At 51.7% G+C, this 15,287-nt stretch carries 14 protein-coding genes; 13 read left to right on the top strand and 1 reads right to left on the bottom strand.

Features of this window, described 5'->3' with window-relative positions:
* Positions 1 to 7: 7 nt before the first annotated feature.
* The 6 genes from trpA (at position 8) to purF (ending at position 6,195) form a co-directional block, all read left to right on the top strand.
* The gene (trpA, locus tag LPB67_RS05710) at positions 8 to 805 is read left to right on the top strand and encodes a tryptophan synthase subunit alpha (RefSeq protein WP_262836080.1); all 798 of its coding nucleotides are present in this window, start codon (positions 8 to 10) and stop codon (positions 803 to 805) included.
* 85 nt (positions 806 to 890) lie between these two features.
* On the top strand, positions 891 to 1,763 hold the full coding sequence (gene accD, locus LPB67_RS05715) for an acetyl-CoA carboxylase, carboxyltransferase subunit beta (protein ID WP_262836081.1): 873 nt from the start codon (positions 891 to 893) through the stop codon (positions 1,761 to 1,763).
* A 57-nt stretch (positions 1,764 to 1,820) separates the two neighbouring features.
* On the top strand, positions 1,821 to 3,128 hold the full coding sequence (gene folC, locus LPB67_RS05720) for a bifunctional tetrahydrofolate synthase/dihydrofolate synthase (RefSeq protein WP_262836082.1): 1,308 nt from the start codon (positions 1,821 to 1,823) through the stop codon (positions 3,126 to 3,128).
* Between the two features lie 16 nt (positions 3,129 to 3,144).
* Positions 3,145 to 4,119 (top strand): SPOR domain-containing protein, encoded by a 975-nt coding sequence (locus LPB67_RS05725; RefSeq protein WP_262836083.1) that lies wholly within the window; start codon positions 3,145 to 3,147, stop codon positions 4,117 to 4,119.
* 33 nt (positions 4,120 to 4,152) lie between these two features.
* Positions 4,153 to 4,641 carry a CvpA family protein gene (locus LPB67_RS05730; RefSeq protein ID WP_262836084.1) on the top strand — a complete coding sequence of 163 codons (489 nt, stop codon included), beginning with the start codon at positions 4,153 to 4,155 and terminating at the stop codon, positions 4,639 to 4,641.
* A 33-nt stretch (positions 4,642 to 4,674) separates the two neighbouring features.
* Positions 4,675 to 6,195 (top strand): amidophosphoribosyltransferase, encoded by a 1,521-nt coding sequence (purF, locus tag LPB67_RS05735; RefSeq protein WP_262836085.1) that lies wholly within the window; start codon positions 4,675 to 4,677, stop codon positions 6,193 to 6,195.
* A gap of 114 nt (positions 6,196 to 6,309) precedes the next feature.
* On the opposite strand, the gene LPB67_RS05740 is transcribed toward purF, so the two are convergent.
* Complete coding sequence (locus tag LPB67_RS05740) at positions 6,310 to 6,678, bottom strand: hypothetical protein (RefSeq protein WP_262836086.1); 369 nt, start codon at positions 6,676 to 6,678, stop codon at positions 6,310 to 6,312.
* Positions 6,679 to 6,890: 212 nt separating this feature from the next.
* Here LPB67_RS05740 and LPB67_RS05745 point away from each other — a divergent pair, with 212 nt between their 5' ends.
* The 7 genes from LPB67_RS05745 (at position 6,891) to LPB67_RS05775 (ending at position 15,280) form a co-directional block, all read left to right on the top strand.
* Entirely contained in the window at positions 6,891 to 7,832 is a 942-nt protein-coding gene (locus LPB67_RS05745) for an ABC transporter ATP-binding protein (protein ID WP_262836087.1), read from the top strand.
* Between the two features lie 44 nt (positions 7,833 to 7,876).
* Entirely contained in the window at positions 7,877 to 9,208 is a 1,332-nt protein-coding gene (locus tag LPB67_RS05750; RefSeq protein WP_262836088.1) for an ABC transporter permease, read from the top strand.
* A gap of 429 nt (positions 9,209 to 9,637) precedes the next feature.
* A complete protein-coding gene (locus LPB67_RS05755) occupies positions 9,638 to 11,971 on the top strand; it encodes a TonB-dependent receptor plug domain-containing protein (protein WP_262836089.1) in 2,334 nt (777 codons plus the stop codon).
* Between the two features lie 110 nt (positions 11,972 to 12,081).
* Positions 12,082 to 12,927, top strand: coding sequence for a 3',5'-nucleoside bisphosphate phosphatase (locus LPB67_RS05760; RefSeq protein ID WP_262836090.1), 846 nt, complete (start codon positions 12,082 to 12,084; stop codon positions 12,925 to 12,927).
* Positions 12,928 to 12,993: 66 nt separating this feature from the next.
* Positions 12,994 to 13,869, top strand: a complete 876-nt coding sequence (gene htpX, locus LPB67_RS05765) for a protease HtpX (RefSeq protein ID WP_262836091.1) — start codon at positions 12,994 to 12,996, stop codon at positions 13,867 to 13,869.
* Between the two features lie 80 nt (positions 13,870 to 13,949).
* Positions 13,950 to 14,573: an L-threonylcarbamoyladenylate synthase gene (locus tag LPB67_RS05770; RefSeq protein ID WP_262836092.1), complete on the top strand. Its 624-nt coding sequence runs from the start codon at positions 13,950 to 13,952 to the stop codon at positions 14,571 to 14,573.
* 47 nt (positions 14,574 to 14,620) lie between these two features.
* Positions 14,621 to 15,280: a site-2 protease family protein gene (locus LPB67_RS05775; RefSeq protein WP_262836093.1), complete on the top strand. Its 660-nt coding sequence runs from the start codon at positions 14,621 to 14,623 to the stop codon at positions 15,278 to 15,280.
* Positions 15,281 to 15,287 lie beyond the last annotated feature (7 nt).

The raw sequence follows: 15,287 nt of genomic DNA on the forward strand, positions 1-15,287 counted from the left end.
AATTACTATGTCAAGAATACAAGCTACGCTGGCTGCATTGGCAGCCAACCATAAAAAAGGGCTGATCCCCTTCATCACTGCCGGTGATCCGGCGCCTGCGCTGACGGTGCCGCTGATGCATGCATTGGTTGAGGGCGGTGCCGATATTATTGAATTAGGCGTACCGTTTTCCGATCCCATGGCGGATGGCCCGGTAATCCAGCGGGCTTCCGAGCGTGCTTTGCTGCATGGTATCGGCCTGCGCGATGTATTACAATTCGTCCACGAATTTCGTGCCGACAATCAGTCCACGCCAGTCGTGCTGATGGGTTATGCAAATCCTATCGAACGCATGGGGACGGATGCTTTCATTGAACAAGCTTCCGGGGCGGGCGTGGATGGGGTCCTGGTGGTAGATTACCCGCCTGAAGAATGCGAAGAATTCGCCAGCAAAATGCACCAGCAGGGTATGGATACGATTTTCCTGCTGGCGCCGACATCGACCGATGAGCGCATTGCGCAAGTTGGTAAAATTGCTACGGGTTATGTGTATTATGTGTCGCTGAAAGGCGTCACCGGTTCCGGCAGCCTGGATCTGGATACAGTGGCGGAAATGATTCCACGTATCAAAAAACACGTGAAAGTCCCTGTGGGCGTGGGTTTCGGGATTCGCGACGGGGCCACGGCACGGGCGATTTCGAGGCTGGCCGATGCCGTTGTGATAGGCTCTCGGATTATTCAGGAACTGGAAAACACGCCCCGCGAAAATGCGGCGGCCGCTGTAAAAAGCTTTATTTCTGGTGTCAGACAGGCGTTAGACGAGTAAAATACGCTCCGAACCTGTTTGACCGTCAGGAAGAACATGATGCTTGCGTGCACAATTTGCGCGCAAGCCGAATTCAGGAGAAATTATGAGTTGGCTAGAAAAATTGCTACCACCGCGCATACAGCGCTCAGAATCTGCAAATCGCAAGTCCATCCCCGAAGGCCTATGGGTCAAATGCCCGTCCTGTGAAGCGGTTCTCTACCGCTCCGATCTAGAAGCCAATATCCATGTATGCCCTAAATGCAGCCACCACATGCGCATCAGTGCGCGTGAGCGTCTGGATGCTTTGCTGGATGCCGGCGGTCGCTATGAAATCGGACAAGAAATCCTGCCTATCGATACGCTGAAGTTCAAAGACAGCAAAAAATACACGGACCGTCTGAAAGACGCTCTCGAAGCAACCGGCGAGACCGATTCCATGGTCGTCATGGGCGGCTCCATCATGTCGGTGCCGGTGGTCGTATCCTGCTTCGCATTCGAATTCATGGCCGGTACGATGGGGTCTGTCTTGGGCGAGCGTTTTGTACGCGGCGCGCAAGCGGCGATAGACCAAAAAGTCCCGTTCATTTGCATCACGGCCAGTGGCGGCGCGCGTATGCAAGAAGGTTTGTTGTCCCTGATGCAGATGGCAAAAACCACCGCGATGCTGACTAAACTGTCGGAAAAGAAATTGCCCTTTATTTCCGTGCTGACTGATCCTACCACCGGCGGCGTGTCGGCTTCTTTCGCCTTCCTGGGCGATGTGGTGATGGCTGAACCAAAGGCGCTGATCGGCTTTGCCGGTCCGCGTGTGATCGAAAATACCGTCCGCGAGAAATTGCCGGAAGGCTTCCAGCGCTCTGAGTTCTTGCTGCAAAAAGGCGCCATCGACATGATCGTAGACCGTCGTAAAATGCGTGAAGAAATCGCTCGTTTATTGGCTCTCTTGCAAAATCAATCTGCTGAAGCTGTTGCTTAATTATCTTCATTACTAAAGAGAAGCCCGAGACATTGTCCTTCGGGCTTTTTTTATCTTATGCAAACTACTCCTACTAGCCTGAACGACTGGCTCGCGCTGTTAGAAACGCGCCACTCCAAAGAAATCGATATGGGGCTGGAGCGTGTCGCTGCAGTCAAAGAACGCCTGGATATTCGTTATGCGTGTCCCGTGATTGTGGTCGGCGGCACCAATGGCAAAGGCTCTACCTGCGCCATGCTGGAAGCGATCCTGCTGCAGGCCGGTTATCGTGTCGGTCTGTACAGCAAGCCGCATTTTTTAGATTTCAATGAGCGGGCCCGTATCAATGGCGAATCGGTCAAGGATCAAGTCTTGGTCGAGGTGTTTGCCGAGGTCGAGAAAGCGCGCATTCAGAGTCAGAGCGGCAAAGAGATTTCATTAAGCTATTTTGAATTTACCACGCTGGCGATTTGCAAATTGCTGGCGGATGCCCGGCTCGACGTAGTGATCCTGGAAGTCGGGCTGGGTGGCCGGCTCGATGCGGTGAATGTGATTGATGCCGATGTCGCGATCGTCACCAGCGTGGATATCGATCACGTCGATTATCTCGGCGATACCCGGGAAAAAATCGGCTTCGAAAAAGCCGGTATTTTCCGCGCTGGCAGAACCGCCATCTGCGGCGATCCGGTACCGCCGCAAAGCCTGATCGAACATGCCAATAAGATCGGTGCGGACCTTTGGTTGTTCGGGCGCGATTTCAATTATTCCGGCGACAAACAGCAATGGAATTTTGCCGGTCGTGAGCAGCGCCGGAATTCGCTCGGCTATCCGAGTCTGCGCGGTGCGAATCAATTGCTGAACGCCTCTGCGGTACTGGCGGCCCTGGAGGCTTTGCGCCAGCGTTTGCCGGTCGGCGCGCAGGAAGTGCGCAACGGTCTTGGTATGGTCGATTTGCCGGGGCGCTTCCAGGTCATGCCGGGACGTCCGACCGTCGTGCTGGATGTTGCGCACAACCCGCATGCCGCAGCGACCTTATCGCAAAATTTCGACAATATGGGCTTTCATGCCTATACCTACGCGGTGTTCGGTTCGATGCTGGACAAGGATATCGATGGCGTGATCGCCCAGATCAAAGGCAAGATTGACCATTGGTGTGTGACGGATTTGCCTTTGCCGCGGGCTGCCAGCGCCGAACACATTAAAACCAGGCTGATTGCGGCCGGCGTGCTGCAAGATCCCGAACATAGTATTGAATGTTTTGAAAATCCCGAGGCGGCTTATCGCCACGCACTCGGTAAAGCGGGCGAAAATGATAGAATAGCGGTCTTCGGATCTTTTCTCACGGTAGCCGGTGTGATGAAAGCCCGTCAACGTACCACTCACTAACCAAAGAAGCTTGCACATGGGCTTGTTCTCGTTGTTTAAACAAAAGCAAGATGCATCACACGATCGGGATGATGGCGAATTCCGTGCTCGCACTGAAGATGAGACCAAGCCGACGCGTGGCAGTAGCAAACGTGCTGAAAATGCACGTAAAAATAAACTAGCAGATCCGGTATTGCCGGAAAAAAAACGCGCTCGCCGTCGCCTGATCGGCGCAGTTGCCCTGGTGCTCGCAGCAGTCATCGGTTTGCCTTTACTGCTAGATTCAGAGCCAAAACCTTTGGCCGATGACATCGCGATTCAAATACCATCCAAAGATAAACCGCCAGCAGCAGAGCAGGCGGTCATGTCAAAAAAAGCGAATAAACGGGCAGAATTGCCGGAAGAAATCATCGAGCCGTCACAGCTGCCTGCCAGCAGTAAAAATACAGCTACTTTGCCGCTTGCCGGACTGACGGAAAACAAAGCCGCGACCAAGGCAGAAGCAAAAGTAGAAGCAAAATCAGAAAAAACTCTGGAACTCAAGCCTGAACCAAAAGTACAGGCTGACACCAAGACCGCACCCAAGGTCGAAGCAAAAACCGATATCAAGTCTGCGAAAAATGACGCCAGGCCTGAATCGAAAACCGATACCAAAGCATCTGCAAAAACCACGGCCAAACCCAATGAACAAGATGAGGACGCGGCACGCGCCTTAGCGATATTGGAAGGCAAGAGCGTCAAACCTGTTGCCAAAGCAGAGATGCCGGCCAAAGAGCATGCTTATGTGGTCCAGGCAGGTGCGTTTGCCACCCAGGAAAAAATCAACGAAGTCCAGGACAAGCTGAAAGCTGCCGGTATCAAATCTTATACCCAGAAAGTCGCGACCACGCCTGCCGGCGACAAGTCGGTGACGCGCATTCGCGTCGGTCCATTTGACTCCAGGGAAGAAGCGGACAAGACGACTGCCAAGCTGGTCAAGCTAGGCCTGAGTCCGAAGTTGATTCCTAACTGATGAACCCCATATTGACTGCAACGGGATGCGCTTGTGACGCTATTTGATTATCTGGTGCTGTTTATCCTGATTTGCTCCATCGTGATCAGCACGATGCGCGGATTGATCAAAGAAATGTTGTCGCTGGTTAGCTGGATCGTCGCCTTTGTGGTGGCCAATGCATTCAGCTCGACGCTGGCAGGCTATCTGCCGGATTTGTTTCCGGGACAAATGTTGCGTTTGATCGTAGCATTTTTAGCCTTGTTTATTGGCGTACGTTTGCTAATGTCCTTATTGATGATGGCGGTTGACGCCGTGCTGAAAGCCAGCGGATTGAAATTGGCAGACAGGGGATTGGGCGGTTTGTTTGGACTGGCGCGCGGATGCATCCTGGTGCTCGCTGCTGTGATGATTTGTGGCATGACGGCCATTCCGCAGCAGGCGTTCTGGAAAGATGCCTTATTGAGCCCGGTCGTTGTGACCTCTGCGCAAACCATCATGCCGTTTTTGCCTGCGTCGATTACGCGGCACGTCCATTTCTGAATCGTTTTTAATTTGTTTTTTTAGGAGTCCACCATGTGTGGCATCGTTGGCGTAGTTTCAAATAATCCCGTCAATCAACTGTTGTATGACGCCTTGCTGTTGCTCCAGCATCGCGGTCAGGACGCAGCAGGTATTGCAACGGGTCATGGCAATAAATTTGCCATGCATAAGGCGAACGGTCTGGTACGGGATGTGTTTCGTACCCGTAATATGCGTTCTTTACCAGGTAACATCGGTATCGGTCAGGTACGTTATCCGACTGCCGGTTCTACCAGTGAAGAAGAAGCGCAACCATTCTATGTCAATGCCCCGTTCGGTATCGTATTGGCGCATAACGGTAATCTGACCAATGCCGATGAATTGAAAATCGAGTTGTTCAAAAATGACATGCGGCATCTGAATACCGATTCCGATTCTGAAGTGTTGCTGAATATTCTCGCGCATCAAATCCAGGAAGTCACCAGCGGCTACTCGCTTGATCCACAATCGATGTTCCGCGCAGTCTCGATGCTGCATCGCCGGGTGCGCGGCTCTTACGCCGTAGTAGCGCAAATCGCCGGTTATGGTTTGCTGGCATTCCGCGATCCGTTCGGTATCCGTCCTTTATGTATCGGCCTGTCGCATACGGAAAGCGGCGTCGAATACATGATCGCCAGTGAGTCGGTGGCCTTGGAAGGCTTGGGCTTCAAATTTTTGCGCGACGTAGAGCCAGGCGAAGCGATCTTTATCGATCTCGACGGCAAGATGTATAACGAACAGTGCGCCGAGAATCCGACGCTGAACCCTTGTGCCTTTGAGTATGTCTATCTGGCACGCCCGGATTCGATTATCGATGGGGCCTCGGTGTACCTGACCCGCCTGAAAATGGGTGAGTATTTGGCTGACAAAGTCCGGCATCAGTTCCGTGACGGCGAAATTGATGTCGTCATGCCTATCCCCGATTCATCCCGCCCATCTGCGATGGAACTCGCGATGAAACTGAATCTCGATTATCGCGAAGGCTTTATCAAGAACCGCTATATCGGCCGTACTTTCATGATGCCGGGCCAGGCAATCCGCAGAAAATCGGTGCGTCAAAAACTGAATGCGATCAAGCAGGAATTCGCGGGCAAGAGCGTCTTGTTGGTCGATGATTCTATCGTGCGCGGCACCACCAGCCGTGAGATTGTCCAGATGGCGCGAGAGTCCGGCGCCAAGCGCGTGATTTTTGCCTCGGCTGCACCGCCAGTGCAATTTCCTAACGTGTACGGCATCGACATGCCTACCCGTAGCGAATTGATTGCCTATGGTCGCAGCGAAGAAGAAGTCTGTCGCGAAATTACCGCAGATGCCTTGGTGTATCAGGATGTCGCAGCGATGAAGCGTTCTATCTCTGACGTCAATCCATTGCTGCGCAATATTGAGGCCTCTTGTTTTGACGGACATTACATCACCGGCGATGTTTCTGCCGCGTATCTGGATCGTTTAGAAACGGCAAGAAACAATCCGCGTCCTGATACCGAGGACATGATGCGCTCCCAATTGAACCTGAATCTGGCGGAACGCGGGGATTAGTCTTTTACAGCAGCATGCAAAAAGCCCGGGACCTTCTTTGGTACCGGGCTTTTTATTTTGCGAAAGAGAGCGGTGTTAGATATTCGCCATTCGGTTTACAGGCGCTTTCGCCGCTTAATCCTTGACTTGATCTTCGCGATTAATGCGATATTCAAGCAAATTCAATACGATCATGATGCAAGCGCCCAGCGGCGCCAGCAGCGCGAGTATCCAGAATATGGCATTGAAATAGATATTGTCGCGTACGCTGCTTTGACGCGGTTCTTTCGCTGCATTGGCTGCCGCTTCGGCGGCTAAGGATGCTGCGGCAACCGGATCCTGTATGGATACCATGAATGCGGGAGTCGAATTCGGTGTCGGATTTTGATCTGAAGCAGGCTGGCAGGGCTGGCTGGCGCTGGCTCCAGCGCAAGGATTATTTGCGGCAAGAGCCGGATTCAAGCATAGCGTTGCCAGCAACAGGATAAGGGGCAGACGTTTCATGATAGAAAAAGAGTGAAATCAGGTCGCGATCTTAACAGTTCTGATGGCGTTCGTAATGCGCAATTGATTTGTCGGTATATTTCAACACGTTCTAAAGCTGAAATCTGAAAGCAAGATGATTTCACGAAACTGATTTTTAATACTCATATCAAAATGACCAAAAATCCCGGCTATCAGGTATAGTCCTCCTGTTTTGTTAACAGGCAGACACCATGACCTCCTTACTATTAGACGTAAAAAATCTCAGCAAGTCTTTCGGTCAGCATAAAGTAGTTGACGCGGTTTCATTCTCTCTCATGCATGGGCAGACTTTGGGTTTGCTCGGGCCTAACGGCGCAGGTAAATCGACTACCGTCGGCATGATCTGCGGTTTGCTGCGCCAGGATCAGGGCGAAGTCCGGGTCGATGGACAATTGGTCGGCGAGGGAAATAATTCGGTCAAGCATAAGATCGGTTTGGTGCCGCAGGATCTGGCGCTGTACGACGACTTATCCGCCCTGGAAAATCTCAAATTATTCGGCGCTTTATACGGTCTGACGGGCAGTGCGCTCAAAACCCGCTGCGATGCGGTGCTGGACTTGGTGAATTTGCGCGACAGAGCTGCGGATAAGCCTGCGACTTTTTCCGGCGGCATGAAACGCCGTTTAAATATTGCAGCCGCACTGCTGCACGATCCGCAATTATTGATACTCGATGAGCCGACGGTCGGCGTCGATCCACAAAGCCGGAATGCGATTTTTGACAGTTTAGAGATTCTCAAGCAGCAGGGCAGGGCTTTAATTTATACCAGCCATTACATGGAAGAAGTCGAGCGTCTGGCCGATCATATTGTGATTATCGATCATGGCAAAGTCATCGCGGATGAAAGTCCGCAAGCCTTGTACCGGCGCTTGCCTGCACAGGCCGCATTGCAACTGGATCTGGATCGCAACTTGTCGTCGGAGACAGTGACGATATTAGGACAGCAAGCCGGCGTCACTCAAGTACAAAGTACGGGCACGCATGTCGATATTGCCTTACTCGATGCCAGCTTTGCTTTGCCGGTGCTCGACTGGGTGCATGCCCGTGGGTATACGCTGCAGCATTTCTCTACGGCGAAAACCAAATTGGAAGATATTTTCTTAACCTTGACAGGCCGTAGTCTGCGCGATTAATCGCCCTGGGTATACTCACAATTACATGTTTTGAAAGAATCATCATGACTGCACTTATTGCCCTGATTCGTAAGGATTTGATCCTGTTTTTTTCTGATCGTCGCGCCATGTTGTTGACCTTGATGATGCCTATTATTCTCGGCGGATTTTTTGGTTTTGTGACTGGCGGTTCCGGCGATAAGGAAACCTCAAAAATTCCGGTCGCTTTAGTATTGCAGGACCAACATCAGATTAGTCAAAAAATAGCCGATGGCTTGAAAAGCGAATCAAGTCTGGAGATATCCGAGCTAGCCTTAGAGCAAGCGCAGGAGCAGGTTCGCAAAGGTAAGCTCAATGTTGCAGTCGTGATCCCGGCCGGTTTTGGCGAAGCCGCGGGTGCCGCCTTGTTTGGCGGAGGAACTAAACCTGAACTGCCGATTTATTATGATCCGTCGCAATCAGCAGTGCTGGCGATGGTGAAGGGGATACTCACGCAATATGTGATGCAAAACGTGAGTGCAGAAATGTTTGGCGGCAAAGCCGGTTTGGAAATGGTAGACAAAAGCATCCGTGACTTTGACGCACATCCAGAGCGAGTTGCGGCGCAGCCTGAATTGAAAGATTTTTTAGGCAGTTTGAAGAAATTTCAAAACGCAAGCCTGGAGAAGAGTAGCGCCGCCGCGGCCGCCTCTGCGAGTTCAGCAAAAGAGCGTACGCCGCAGGGAGGATTGTCCGTACCCTTTGTGACCAGGGATCAGGCTATGGTCGCCGGCGATCCGGTCACTGCGCATTACAACGGCTATGCGCATTCCTTTGCAGGAATGACGGTGCAATTTATTTTATTCATGGCGATTGATGCCGGGATCAGTATTTTGCTGGCAAGGCGATTAGGTTTGTGGAACCGTTTGCTGGCGGCGCCTGTCGGTTTGAATACGCTGTTAATTGCGCGTGCCTTATCTTGCGCCCTGATTGCCTTTGTATTGACAGGCGTTATTTTTGCGGTTGCTGCGGTGATTTTTAAAGTCAAAATTGCAGGCAGTTTTGTCGGATTCATCGGCTTAGCCTTGAGCTTTTCTTTGATGACGGCAAGTTTCGGTTTGTTGATTGCCGCATTCGGAAAAACACCTGAGGCAGCGCGCGGCATTTCCGTTTTTGCGACCCTGATTATGGTGATGCTGGGCGGTGCCTGGATGCCATCTTTCTTATTTCCGCAATGGTTGCAAAATCTGACTTTGATCATACCTACTCGCTGGGCGGTCGATGGCTTCGATGCGATGACCTGGCGCGGCTTGGGACTGGATGCGGCACTGCCAGCAATCGGCGTGCAGCTGGCGTTCTGCCTCTTGTTCGTAAGCTTGGCCTTATGGCGCTTTCGCAAGCAGCAAAATAATATTTAAGAGAGAACCGATTCCGGCATCAAGGTTTCCTTACAGCCAGGACTTACGCAAAAACCAAAACCTCTTACCACCGAGACACGGAGACACAGAGAAAAGGCAAGAGAGGGACTGGGTACAAAGCATTTGATATTCAAATGAACCCGCAAGCTGAATGCGCCTGTTGGCACGAAATGCCGTGGAAAGCCGCATCCAGCATGCGGGTTCAATGTTCATTGGGGTAAGCAGCTTGCCGTTTTGCGTCAGTCCTAACAACGTATCTTTAAGTAACAGCCTGGACCCGGGCTGTTTCAATATCATACAAAACAGCGGGGTGAATCGCTGGCTTGTCATCTGTGTTTGAAAATACAATATTGCTACCTCTCCGGCAGTTTCGAACGAGCTGCATTGTTGCGATTGTGCAGTAATCAAAAAATTCAACACGCCTTTATCATGTCCCTAAATACCCCTGTCGCTTTCTCTTTAAAGCTGATGCAGCTCGGCTTAGCGAGTGTTTTTTCTGCCGGTGTTGCTACGCCTGTGCTTGTGTCGGCGCAAACGGAGTCCGTCAATCCTCCAGATGAGAAAACGCAAGAAGCCAGCCCGGCAAAAACGGTAGCGCCAGAAAAAAAAGCAGACGCCAAAAAAAGCGACCCGACAGTCAAAGCCGCTGCTCCTGGAATCAATCAGGAATCCACGCAAAAGGTCACGATCACCGGAAGCCGTCAATCTGATTTGGATGAACGACGTCTGTCCACTGCCGCAAAAATAATTTTTGGTCGCGAGGAACTCGATCGCAACGGCGACTCGACTTTGGGGGAAGTGCTGAAACGCTTGCCTGGCGTGACGATAGGCGGACGTCCTGGGCGCGGCGGCGATATCCGCATGCGTGGCATGGGCAGTGGCTATACCCAGATTTTGTTGAATGGCGAGAGGCCGCCGCGCGGCTTCTCTATGGATTCGCTATCGCCTGATCAGGTAGAGCGGATTGAAATTATCCGCGGCCCAGTTGCCGAGTACAGCACGCAGGCGATTGCGGGCACCATCAACATCGTTCTGCGGGAAGATTACAAACAAAAAGATACTGAAATAAAATTCTCGGAAAGTCTGGAACAGGGCCGTTCTGCTCCCAATTTATCGATCACTTATCCGGCTCAGATCGGTAGCCTGTCGTATGCCTTGAGTGCTTCTATTTTTCAAAATCGCCAGCATGATGAGAATCTGACGACGACTTTAGAGAAAAATCCTCAAGGCCAGCCAAGCCTGATGCAGACTCAGAACGACGAAACCAATCGTCGCACTCGCGGCATCCATCTGGCTCCCAGAATGAATTATCGGTTTGAGAATGGCGATACCCTGATGTTGCAGCCTTTTCTGATGAATTCGCGTAGTGATTCCAACACCTCGAGCGTGCTCGGGCAAACTCTGGCAGATCCTAATCATCCTGCCGAATATGCGATGGCGAACACTGCCAGTACTTCAGAGAATTCTTTTTTGCGTGGCTTCGGTACCTGGCAACACAAGTTTGAGGATAACGCCAAACTGAATATCAAATTTGGCGGCGGCGTCGGAAAAATCAACGGCTCCTCGCTGCGCACCGACTACGCTAACAATGGCGCCGTGCTAACTGCGATTAGCGATGTCAACGATACGCGGGACAGCAGTATCAATACCGGTGGTAAATACACCCAGCCTTGGGGTGACAAGCATACATTGGCAGCGGGCTGGGATCTGGAAACCAGCCGCCGTGAGCAGGTTCGCACTTCGGTCGATAGTCAGGGACATCCGCAGTTTGCCGAGTCCGGCGACAATATTCATGCCAGCACACGTCGGATTGCCGTATTCGTGCAAGATGAGTTCGACATTAATGCGCAACTATCTGCTTATGTGGGTTTACGCTGGGAAGGTATTCGCACCGGCAGCACCAGCCTGAGTAATGCGGTCAACAATATCAGCAGCGTCTGGAGTCCGGTATTGCATGGCGTCTGGCGTCTCCCGGGGGCAAGCAAAGACCAGGTGCGCGTGAGCTTGACCAATGCCTATCGTGCGCCGGGTTTGAATGACTTGATTGCCTTGCCGTCGATCTCGCCGATCAACAGTCCGACCAGACCGGACCGCACCGGCAATCCGAATCTGAAGCCGGAATTATCCAAAGGCGTGGATATCGCGTTCGAGCATTACCTGAGCCGTGCCGGAATCATGAGCGTGAATGTTTTTGCGCGCGATATTGATGACCTGATACGTCGCCGTACCTTGCTGGTCAATACGCTGACAGGGCCACGCTGGGTATCGTCGCCGGTGAATATCGGCCATGCGACCACCAAGGGTGTTGAGCTGGAGGCCAAGTTCCAATGGCAGGAATTTTTCCCGGAAGGGCCGGCGATTGACTTGCGCAGTAATTACAGCCGCTTCTGGTCCAGTGTCGATGACATTCCGGGCCCGAATAATCGGCTCGATCAGCAGCCCAGGCAGACCGCGAACTTTGGACTCGACTATCGTATGGCCAGGTTGCCGTTGACCTTTGGCGGTAATATCAACTGGACGCCAGCTTACGAGATTCAAACCAGCGAGACGCAAATCAATAGCACCGGGATTAAACGCCAGCTCGATTTGTATGGCTTATGGAAAATTAACCCGGTTACGCAATTGCGCCTGTCTGCCGGTAATGTATCGGCAAATGATTATCTGAACTCCAGTATCGTAACAACCGGCGGCATTAATCATATGGAGAGCAGTGTTGCCAAAACTTATACTACCTGGTCTCTGCGCTTTGAAATTAAGATGTAACTTGCTATACACAAGTGATTTTGCATCAGCGCGATTGTTGAGTGTGCAGTGCAGCACGGTCTGATTTGACGGAGTACAATCAAGTTATCCGTACTCTGGCAAGCATAATCATGTCCACCGAATTACCTAATGTCGATCTTCATTGTCATTCCACTATTTCAGATGGCGTCCTGGCACCCGCCGACGTCGCCGCTCGCGCCAAAGCAAATGGTGTTGATGTCTGGGCTTTGACCGATCACGATGAAATTCGCGGCATTGCACAGGCGCGTTCAGCCGCGCTGGATCTGGGGCTGGACTATGTCACAGGTGTCGAGATATCGATTACCTGGGCGGGCAAAACGATCCATATCGTCGGTCTGAATATCGACGAGACGAATGAAAACCTGGTGCGCGGTCTGGCAGAAACGCGCTCAGGCCGCGAGCGTCGCGCCCATGACATTGCCGCAGGCCTGGCAAAGATCGGCATTCCTGATGCCTTCCAGGGCGCGTTGACCTATGTGGGCAATCCCGACCTTATTTCACGTTCGCATTTTGCGCGCTACCTGGTTGAAATCGGCGTTTGTGAAAATGTGAATGAGGTGTTCAAGCGGTATTTGGTCGAAGACAAACCCGGCTATGTACCGCACCGTTGGGCGACTTTGGCTGAGGCGGTTAAGTGGATACAGGGGGCGGGCGGTGAAGCGGTAGTCGCGCATCCCGGTCGCTACGATCTTAGCCCGATCGCGTTTGATGCCTTCTTTACCGAGTTTAAATCGTATGGCGGTTCAGCCATCGAGGTCGTTACGGGTAGTCATACCGTGGATCAATATGAGGAATACACAAAAATTGCCAGCCGCTACGGTTTTTTAGGGTCGCGCGGCTCGGATTTTCATGGTCCCGACGATGCGGTGGTAGATTTGGGCCAGTTACCGCCACTTTCGTCTACACTCACGCCAGTCTGGTCGAAGTGGATGTAAACCATCTTGAAATTTCCTTATTCCGCCCAATTTATGCGGCGGGTCTAACTTTTTAGGGATGTCCGAATGAAACGTATAGTGCTATTTTTGGCGACCAATCTGGCTGTGATGCTGGTGATGTCCGTGGTCTTGTCGATGCTGGGCGTCAATCGCTACCTGACCGCGAACGGCTTGAACATGGGAACCCTGATGGTGTTCTCCCTGGTGGTCGGTTTTACGGGTGCGATTTTCTCCTTGTTGATCAGCAAGCCGATGGCTAAGTGGTCGACCGGTGCGCGCGTGATTGAAGCGCCGTCTTCATCGACTGAATTGTGGTTGGTAAATACCGTCAAGGCCTTGGCTGAGCGCGCCGGTATCGGCATGCCCGAGGTGGCAGTGTATGACGGTGAGGCGAATGCGTTTGCCACCGGTGCATTCAAGAATTCTGCACTGGTTGCGGTATCTACCGGCTTGCTGGAAAGTATGACCAAAGAAGAGGTCGAGGCTGTATTGGGCCATGAGGTTAGCCACATTGCGAACGGCGATATGGTAACGATGGCCTTGATTCAGGGTGTGGTGAATACCTTCGTGGTGTTCCTGGCGCGGGTTGTCGGCTATGCGATTGATAAAGCGGTATTCCGTAATAGTGACGATGACAGGCCGGGTTTCGGCTACATGATTACGGTATTCGTGTGTGAGATGGTGTTTGGCATTGCTGCCTCAGTGATCGTCGCCTGGTTCTCGCGTCAGCGTGAATTCCGCGCCGATGCCGGATCCGCTAAATTGCTGGGCAATCAGCAGCCGATGATTCATGCATTAGCCCGCTTGGGAGGATTGCAACCAGGTGAATTACCCAAGTCCATGGCTGCCGCGGGCATCAGCGACAAAGCCGGGTGGAGCGCCTTGTTTTCAACGCATCCGCCGATGGAGCAACGTATTGCTGCCTTACAGAATTTAAAATAAACGTGCTGTAACCACAACGGCACAATGGCGGTAGCAGGGATTTCCCGCTACCGCCTTTCTACTTTTATCGCTATTTTTTTATGAGCCAATTTTTTCAACTGCATCCTGATAACCCGCAATTGAGGTTGATCAAACAAGCTGCCCAGATTATTCACCAGGGCGGTATCGTGGCTTTGCCAACGGATTCTTGCTACGCGCTGGTGTGCCATCTCGACGATAAAGATGCGGTCACCCGTTTGCGTCGTATTCGTGCGGTCGATGAGAAACATCATTTGACTTTGCTATGCCGCGATTTATCGGAAATCGCCTTGTATGCGAAAGTCGATAACCGTCAATACCGCATGCTCAAAGCAGCCACTCCCGGTGCTTTTACCGTGATTCTGGAAGCGACCAAAGAAGTGCCGCGTCGCCTGAGTCACCCTTCACGCAAGACCATCGGTTTGCGGGTTCCCGAGAATCGTATTACGCATGCCTTGCTGGAAGAGTTGGGACAGGCTTTGCTTGGTACGACCCTCATTTTGCCGAATGAAGACGAACCTTTGACCGATCCCGAAATCATTCGCCAAAAATTGGAAAAACAAGTCGATCTGATTATTGACGGCGGCGCTTGTAGCCTGATTCCTACCACCGTGATCGACATGACGGATGATGCACCTGTGCTGATAAGGCAGGGCAGGGGTGATGCCAGTCTGTTCGGACTGTAAATATCTTTCTATCTTCCCTTTGAATATTTCAATTATAAGAAACCGACATGAATGAATTAATACAAACCGTGGCTGTGTATGCGTTGCCAGTGATTTTTGCGATTACTTTGCATGAAGCGGCGCATGCTTTTGCGGCTAAATTTTTTGGCGACACGACGGCGTATAGCCAGGGACGGATGACCCTCAATCCGATTAGTCATATCGATCCTTTTGGCACCATTATCATTCCCGCAGTTTTGTATGTTGCAACGGGAGGGGCATTTTTATTCGGTTACGCTAAACCGGTTCCCGTGAATTTTGCCAATTTGCGAAAACCCAAACAGGATATGGCCTGGGTCGCCTTGGCAGGGCCTGCGGCTAATTTTGTCATGGCATGTTTGTGGATGATATTGGCAATCTTTTTGCAAGTTTCCGGCGTAAATGAAGATTTTTTTATCCGTATGGCCAACGCGGGCATTCTCACGAATCTGGTGATGTTCGCATTTAATCTTTTTCCCATCCCTCCTTTGGATGGCGGACGCATTCTGGTGAGCCTATTGCCGTACAAATTGGCGTATAAATTTGCTCAAATTGAGCAATATGGTTTTTTTATTGTAATGGCTCTGGTTATGCTGCATGTGTTGCAGTTCTGGATGGTGCCAGTGATGTGGTTGGCTGAAATGCTGCTGCATCTGCTGATGTCGCCAATCCGGCTTCTATTAGCTTAATGGATGC

It is taken from the genome of Undibacterium sp. Jales W-56, assembly GCF_025548535.1.
In the GTDB taxonomy this organism is placed as follows: domain Bacteria; phylum Pseudomonadota; class Gammaproteobacteria; order Burkholderiales; family Burkholderiaceae_D; genus Undibacterium.

Coding starts and splice junctions, on each gene's coding strand:
- LPB67_RS05760 (WP_262836090.1), top strand. CDS start 12,082: ATGTCCACCGAATTACCTAATGTCGATCTTCATTGTCATTCCACTATT.
- LPB67_RS05775 (WP_262836093.1), top strand. CDS start 14,621: ATGAATGAATTAATACAAACCGTGGCTGTGTATGCGTTGCCAGTGATT.
- purF (WP_262836085.1), top strand. CDS start 4,675: ATGTGTGGCATCGTTGGCGTAGTTTCAAATAATCCCGTCAATCAACTG.
- accD (WP_262836081.1), top strand. CDS start 891: ATGAGTTGGCTAGAAAAATTGCTACCACCGCGCATACAGCGCTCAGAA.
- LPB67_RS05770 (WP_262836092.1), top strand. CDS start 13,950: ATGAGCCAATTTTTTCAACTGCATCCTGATAACCCGCAATTGAGGTTG.
- htpX (WP_262836091.1), top strand. CDS start 12,994: ATGAAACGTATAGTGCTATTTTTGGCGACCAATCTGGCTGTGATGCTG.
- LPB67_RS05750 (WP_262836088.1), top strand. CDS start 7,877: ATGACTGCACTTATTGCCCTGATTCGTAAGGATTTGATCCTGTTTTTT.
- LPB67_RS05740 (WP_262836086.1), bottom strand. CDS start 6,678: ATGAAACGTCTGCCCCTTATCCTGTTGCTGGCAACGCTATGCTTGAAT.
- LPB67_RS05725 (WP_262836083.1), top strand. CDS start 3,145: ATGGGCTTGTTCTCGTTGTTTAAACAAAAGCAAGATGCATCACACGAT.
- trpA (WP_262836080.1), top strand. CDS start 8: ATGTCAAGAATACAAGCTACGCTGGCTGCATTGGCAGCCAACCATAAA.
- folC (WP_262836082.1), top strand. CDS start 1,821: ATGCAAACTACTCCTACTAGCCTGAACGACTGGCTCGCGCTGTTAGAA.
- LPB67_RS05755 (WP_262836089.1), top strand. CDS start 9,638: ATGTCCCTAAATACCCCTGTCGCTTTCTCTTTAAAGCTGATGCAGCTC.
- LPB67_RS05745 (WP_262836087.1), top strand. CDS start 6,891: ATGACCTCCTTACTATTAGACGTAAAAAATCTCAGCAAGTCTTTCGGT.